The organism is Bartonella sp. AP30XZML (assembly GCF_042195945.1).
Lineage (GTDB): Bacteria > Pseudomonadota > Alphaproteobacteria > Rhizobiales > Rhizobiaceae > Bartonella.
The window spans coordinates 1-5,851 of record NZ_JBHIPJ010000086.1; the positions used below are offsets into that span (position 1 = coordinate 1).

Here is a 5,851-nt window from a genome sequence, read left to right on the forward strand (position 1 = left end):
ACAACTGAAACAAAAGACTGAAGAGCATGAAAAGGCGTTCAGAAATGTAAGTGAAGTTGTAATGACACTCGAAGCAGATGTGCAATCACGTGATACGGAAATTAAAGAACTTAAACAAAAGATAGAAGAACATGACGACGAGGAAATTGAAGAACTGAAGCAAGAGATTAAACAGCGTGATGAAGCAGTAAAAGCGCCGCCTCATAAGAATAAGAAGAGTAAGAAGAAGGGTAAGTGAGGAGAGAGGGATGGGCTTAATTGCACTTATTATATCTTGTATTGCTAATTTGTGTTCATGTTATGCGGTTTATACCAATTTTAAAAACATAAAAATGCTTAGACAAGCGATAAAAGAACGAGATGAGTTAATAGCGTCACAAAAAGCGTTGATGGAAGGACAGCTAGCAGAAAAAAATGAGTTAATAGCGTCACAAAAAGCGTTGATGGAAGGACAGCTAGCAGAAAAAAATGAGTTAATAGCGTCACAAAAAGCATTGATGGAAGAACAGCTAGCAGAAAATGAAGAGAAAATACAACATTTACAAAAATTACAAAAAGAAGTGCAAGAACGTTTGTTGGAATCTGAACAGAAGAAATCTAAAGAGCAAGAATATTTGACTGAATATGAAAATATTTATGAAAATCTTCAAGAGTCTGAAGATGTTCGTGCGCTTGTAAGAGAGTTTGTAGAAAAAGCCCCAATTGTAAATGAAGAAGATGATAGAACGCAAAAGATACTAATACAATTGATGAAGGATGAGCAGAAAAAGAATGAAGCAATTGAAATTATTGAAGATTTCAATAGATGGTTTATGGCAAAACAATCGGTTACAGTTGCAGAAGCCAATAAATGGGATAGGGCACAATATTTATCATTTCTTCTTATGAAACCAAAGCCAATGACATGGGCCGAGTTGGCTGAAAAAAGCCCTGAGGAACAACAGCGTTATTCATCATGTTGGAAAACGGTTATTTATTGAATGGAAACAGCTTGGAATACAACAGATCGGATAGTTTATTACTTGGTTTAATATTAAAATATTCGGGGCAAAAAGTCACTTTTTCTGGTGGATTTAAAGGATTTACGGCAGTGTGCTCCATAGTCAATATTAAAGGAATTTCTGAGTTTCTGTCTATAGGAAAAACACCAATAATTAGTCCTAATAGACCAGAAGGTTTGAGGCTAAATGGATCAATATCGCTATGTATGGGTGGATCGACTCGAGGTTTCTTTAAGCATAAGTGTTTTTTCTGTTGAGGATGGATGTAATGTAGTGCTCCTAGTGATTGTGGCAAAAGTTCACGATAGCATGCGGACATAAAGATAAAAAGGCTATTATCCTGTATGCTGATAGAGTTGATTTTAATTGTTTGTTTTGTAGCATTTGTAATGATTAAAGATACATATATTACTGGAAAGATATCATTAGGATTATCACTTATCCATGAACTGTGTGTGGTAACACGGAGCTTTTTTTCTTCTAAAATCTCTAATTGTTTTTCCAGAACTGTGGCAAGCTTTTTCATTGATATCGCTTGTTGTCTAGTTGATTTAGCTATGTCCATGGCATTGGCTAATTCTGTTTTAAATTTTTCTCGATCTTCTTCTCTTAATTTTTCATCTTTTTCTCGATCTTCCTTTCTCAATTTTGCAGCTTCTATGCGATCTTCTTCTCTTAATTTTTCATCTTTTTCTCGATCTTCCTTTCTCAATTTTTCATCTTTTTCTCGATCTTCCTTTCTCAATTTTGCAGCTTCTATGCGATCTTCTTCTCTTGATTTTGCAGCTTCTATTCGATCTTCTTCTCTTGATTTTGCAGCTTCTATTCGATCTTCTTCTCTTAATTTAAATGTCTGTTTAATAGAAAGAAAAGCAAAAATTGCGGATAATAAAGCACCAACCGAAGAAAGTGCAGAAAATAAAACAGAAAACGCAGAAAATAATACAGGATGCTGTTCTATCCAATTTAAAATCGCTTGCATACTTCTTACACCCTTCTTTCCTTCATTTTCAGAAAAAAACAATCCTATAAAACACATTTTGTATGGAGCGGCGTGGTGATTAACACGATTCTTTGTTTTGATCTAGGTACCAAAACGGGGTGGGCGATACGTGGTGCAAGTGGTGACATGTTCAGTGGTACCGTGAATTTTCAATCACGCCGTTTTGAAGGCGGTGGAATGCGTTACTTGCGTTTTAAACAATGGCTATCAGAAATAAAGCAGACAGCAGGTCAAATTGACGTGGTGTATTTTGAAGAGGTGAGGCGTCATAAAGGTACAGATGCAGCGCATATTTACGGTGGTTTGTTAGCAACGTTAACGGCGTGGTGTGAACATCATCAGATACCGTATGAGGGGATACCGGTAAGTACGATTAAGAAAGCGACGACAGGCAAGGGGAATGCGTCGAAAGAAGAGATGATAGAGGCAATGTGTATTAAAGGACACAAGCCATGTGATGATAATGAAGCAGATGCTTTAGCAATTTTATATTTGGTTAAAGAGAAGGAGATCTTAGAGTGATGTCCAGTCATAAAGTAGCGTGTGCAAATTTTAGTACAGATCAGTTTTTAAAAGAGCTTACAAGTTTAAAAGCGACAGAGAAGGCTGTTTATACAACACTTGTGTTGCTAATGAATAATAGAAAAGCGCCTCTTATCAATTATGCGTCTTGTTTATCGGGTTGGTGTGGGTGTTCAGTGCAAACGTTTAAAAAGGCGTTAGAAACTTTAATAATGATGGGTCTTATTACGCGTTTAGAGAATAGGCGCTTATGGCATAAGTCATTAGCTTTTGATCAAAGTGTTCAAAGAAAATATTCAGAAAGAGCTTCAAAAGCCGCTTTAGCAAGGTGGAGTAAGAAAAGAGAGGAGGCAATACATGTCAACTAAGTTGCCATGGACGAGGCTTTTTGCAGACAAGTGGCTACTTGATCTTGCATATTTGCCAGCTTTTGAAGGTTTCATATATGTTAAGTTGCGCTTTCAAATGCTTCGCACAGGAGAGCCGCTTACGAATAATTTTAAAGTGTTATCTTTATTGGCTGGCTGCTCAGTAAAAAAATTTCAGAAGGCATTAGATCTTTTATTAGAAACTGGACATATCATTTGTTTAGAAGATGGTCGGTTGTGGAACCCAGATGTTGAATTAGAATTAAATGATAGCAAAGAGAAATCAGAAGCAGCAACAAAAGCAGCTCATTCTAGATGGCATAAAACAAAAGGTAAAAATGACAATAATCATATAAAAGAAAACGCATATGCGGATTGCATGCAGAGCGCATACGATGCGCATAGTGTTGCGCAATGCGAACGCAATGCCATTAACAATAACATTAACATATATAAAAAAAATAAAACTAACGTTTTATTAAAAAAAGAAACTGAATTTGAAGATTTAGAAACAATCGATTTGGTTGACGAGCCAATCGAGTGTGATGTTGAAAGCCAATCAGAACAAATCGAAACGTTAGAAACCAACCAACCAATCATTCACGAGCAAGAAAACGTTCCCAAAAAAGCAAAACGAGTGCAAGCTAATCGCGGTTGTCGATTGCCTGCGGATTTTGAACCCGATTACGATTTTGCAATCGAAGAGGGCTTGCCTCCGGAGCGCGTGAAAGTCGAAATCGCAAAGTTTCGAGATTACTGGCGTTCAAAAGCCGGAGCAAATGCAACCAAAACGGATTGGCAAGCAACATGGCGCAACTGGGTACGCAAGGCAATCGAGGTTTTAGAAAAAACAAAAAACACGAACAACAATGGTGGAAACAATGGAAATTACACTCAAAAGCAAAAAAGCATTGGGGAGCGTATCGCAGACAGTCTCCTTGATATCGGAAATCGAGGGTACTTTGAAGCACATTCATGCGATGATACCCCCGAGAGGTCCATTTATTTTGAAGGAAGGCAGCCAATTAACGAAACAGCAGGTATCGATTGCTTTAGAGGCTGGTGATCAATTGCAAGAGCTCTTCGCCGTGAAAGCAAGTAAAGAGGATATAGCAAAAGCTATTCGCATGCTGTCGTGTGGTTTGAAAATAGCACAACAATCAGACCATGAGGGAATGGCGTTGACCTATGGAATGGTTTTGGAAAATGTCTCTGCATGGTCACTGATGACAGTGGTCAAACGGATTTTATGTGATGAAATAAATTGTTTATCCGATACGTTTTTTCCGAGCACGCGTGAACTTGTCAGGTTGTGTCGTGATTTGGAAAACGATCTTTTGAGAAAAGCCAATTTTGTACGCAATGCTGTTTTGAGATTCCGTGAAAAGGAGTTGAAAGAACAAGCAGCGAAAGAGCATTCAATGCCTATAACGCTTGTTCACAAGCAAGAGCTTGAAGAAACTTTAAATGGCATTGGTGGGATAATGAAACGCTTTGGTCCACAGCAAACTAGTGAAAAGTGCTGATCATTTTACGATTAGGCATGTGTTTAAATCGACAAAAAGGCACCGTACAGAGCGATTTAAAGATTTTGTGATAAAAACCACATTGAAATTAAAAACGCTTCTGTACAGTCCATTTTGAGGCAAATAAACCCATTGGTAAAGTTATGGATTTAGATTAGGGGATATTAAACCAGATGTTTTTAAAAAAACGTAAACAGAAGGGGGGAAAAAAGTTCGTTGCAACGGCGGTGGGGCATGCCCCATGGGGATTAGGGGTAGCAGAGTATTTTTACAATCTTTACGAATATGATGATGGTACAAGAGAATATGAAGAATTTGACGGTGGTCAGTATCATGAGATGCCTGAGAAAGTTGATTACAGTACCAAGGCGCAAGTGAAAGCGTGGATATATGGGGGTGGTATTCCGAAAAGCGTTCTCAATTACGAACCTCTTATAGATGAGATCAATAAAGAGATCAAAAAATTATCAAAAACCGCAGGAAATAAATATGTTTACAGATAAGCAGCTAAGAGCCTTGTTTGGTATTATAATTTTTATATTTTTATGCTTTTTAGGAATTAAAAAAAATCCCTATTTTATCCAAGGTATTTTGATATTTGCATCTTTTGGTTTGATAATAATAACAAATATTTTTGTAATTTTATGCAATTCTCATATTCCTTTTGAGTTGCAGAACAATCCAAAATATAAAGATGATGATACAACAGGTTGGAAAACATTAACACGTGATTTACAACATTATATGCACAGACTTTTAAAGCTAATAAGTTTAGCACTTGTCGTTTTAATTTTTCCAAATAGTTATACTGTATTTTGGTATTTAGATATCGTTTTTTGGTACTTTTTTTTAGTTTATTCATTCTTTCTCATGTTGCATACACGCAGTTTAATAAACATGTCCATTTACGCACTACATTTTTATACTAAAAACCAAAAGTAAAATTTAAAATCACTTGGTATTCAATTAGCTAGGTATCAAAATGAAAAAAATTGAAAAAAATAAAAAATACGTATTGACTTTAAAGAAAAGGTCGTTTATTAAGGTTGGCAAGTGCTCAAAACACTGTAATACGAGCGGATAGGTTACGAAACGACCTCTTCCTATGTTTCTAAAATATACTGGCTTTCTTTTGTGCTCTTATTGGCATATAACGATTTTGCCGGGTGTGGTTATACTATACAATACCCTTCATAGGGGAAAGTGTAACGACGGTCTCGTATCCGTGTTTTGAGCGCCCGGCGCCCTTATAGGGTGTCAATCAAAATGTTAAAATACGAGGTAATTATTATGCAGAATTCTGTAAAAAAATATCAACTCACCAATCAAACAATTCTTCGTGAGGGTAAAAAACTTTATCGCATTAAGGCGTTAAGAGATTTTGGTGATGTTAAAGCTGGTCAACTTGGTGGCTATATTGAATCTGAAGAA

8 protein-coding genes and 1 pseudogene are annotated in these 5,851 nt (G+C 36.5%); 8 read left to right on the top strand and 1 reads right to left on the bottom strand.

Annotated features, from left to right (window positions below; all coding sequences use genetic code 11):
* Both ACFIL2_RS06300 and ACFIL2_RS06305 read left to right on the top strand, forming a co-directional pair.
* Window positions 1-238 (top strand): annotated as a pseudogene (locus tag ACFIL2_RS06300) (hypothetical protein); the annotation flags it as partial.
* Between the two features lie 10 nt (window positions 239-248).
* The gene (locus tag ACFIL2_RS06305) at window positions 249-980 is read left to right on the top strand and encodes a hypothetical protein (RefSeq protein ID WP_375680226.1); all 732 of its coding nucleotides are present in this window, start codon (window positions 249-251) and stop codon (window positions 978-980) included.
* Here ACFIL2_RS06305 and ACFIL2_RS06310 read toward each other — a convergent pair.
* Entirely contained in the window at window positions 970-1,983 is a 1,014-nt protein-coding gene (locus tag ACFIL2_RS06310; RefSeq protein ID WP_375680227.1) for a hypothetical protein, read from the bottom strand. The two genes, ACFIL2_RS06305 and ACFIL2_RS06310, sit on opposite strands and share 11 nt — an antisense overlap.
* Before the next feature lie 75 nt (window positions 1,984-2,058).
* Here ACFIL2_RS06310 and ACFIL2_RS06315 point away from each other — a divergent pair, with 75 nt between their 5' ends.
* From ACFIL2_RS06315 to ACFIL2_RS06340, 6 genes are all read left to right on the top strand, one after another.
* Entirely contained in the window at window positions 2,059-2,526 is a 468-nt protein-coding gene (locus ACFIL2_RS06315) for a crossover junction endodeoxyribonuclease RuvC (RefSeq protein ID WP_375680228.1), read from the top strand.
* The gene (locus ACFIL2_RS06320; RefSeq protein ID WP_375677203.1) at window positions 2,526-2,894 is read left to right on the top strand and encodes a hypothetical protein; all 369 of its coding nucleotides are present in this window, start codon (window positions 2,526-2,528) and stop codon (window positions 2,892-2,894) included. The genes ACFIL2_RS06315 and ACFIL2_RS06320 overlap by 1 nt, the downstream gene beginning before the upstream one ends.
* Window positions 2,884-3,960 (top strand): hypothetical protein, encoded by a 1,077-nt coding sequence (locus ACFIL2_RS06325; RefSeq protein WP_375679114.1) that lies wholly within the window; start codon window positions 2,884-2,886, stop codon window positions 3,958-3,960. The genes ACFIL2_RS06320 and ACFIL2_RS06325 overlap by 11 nt, the downstream gene beginning before the upstream one ends.
* On the top strand, window positions 3,902-4,420 hold the full coding sequence (locus ACFIL2_RS06330; protein ID WP_375640120.1) for a hypothetical protein: 519 nt from the start codon (window positions 3,902-3,904) through the stop codon (window positions 4,418-4,420). Before ACFIL2_RS06325 ends, ACFIL2_RS06330 begins: the two co-directional genes overlap by 59 nt.
* Before the next feature lie 173 nt (window positions 4,421-4,593).
* On the top strand, window positions 4,594-4,923 hold the full coding sequence (locus ACFIL2_RS06335; protein WP_375648000.1) for a hypothetical protein: 330 nt from the start codon (window positions 4,594-4,596) through the stop codon (window positions 4,921-4,923).
* Complete coding sequence (locus tag ACFIL2_RS06340; RefSeq protein ID WP_375676742.1) at window positions 4,910-5,362, top strand: hypothetical protein; 453 nt, start codon at window positions 4,910-4,912, stop codon at window positions 5,360-5,362. Before ACFIL2_RS06335 ends, ACFIL2_RS06340 begins: the two co-directional genes overlap by 14 nt.
* The last annotated feature ends 489 nt before the right edge of the window (window positions 5,363-5,851 follow it).

Coding starts and splice junctions, on each gene's coding strand:
- ACFIL2_RS06310 (WP_375680227.1), bottom strand. CDS start 1,983: ATGCAAGCGATTTTAAATTGGATAGAACAGCATCCTGTATTATTTTCT.
- ACFIL2_RS06340 (WP_375676742.1), top strand. CDS start 4,910: ATGTTTACAGATAAGCAGCTAAGAGCCTTGTTTGGTATTATAATTTTT.
- ACFIL2_RS06325 (WP_375679114.1), top strand. CDS start 2,884: ATGTCAACTAAGTTGCCATGGACGAGGCTTTTTGCAGACAAGTGGCTA.
- ACFIL2_RS06320 (WP_375677203.1), top strand. CDS start 2,526: ATGTCCAGTCATAAAGTAGCGTGTGCAAATTTTAGTACAGATCAGTTT.
- ACFIL2_RS06305 (WP_375680226.1), top strand. CDS start 249: ATGGGCTTAATTGCACTTATTATATCTTGTATTGCTAATTTGTGTTCA.
- ACFIL2_RS06335 (WP_375648000.1), top strand. CDS start 4,594: ATGTTTTTAAAAAAACGTAAACAGAAGGGGGGAAAAAAGTTCGTTGCA.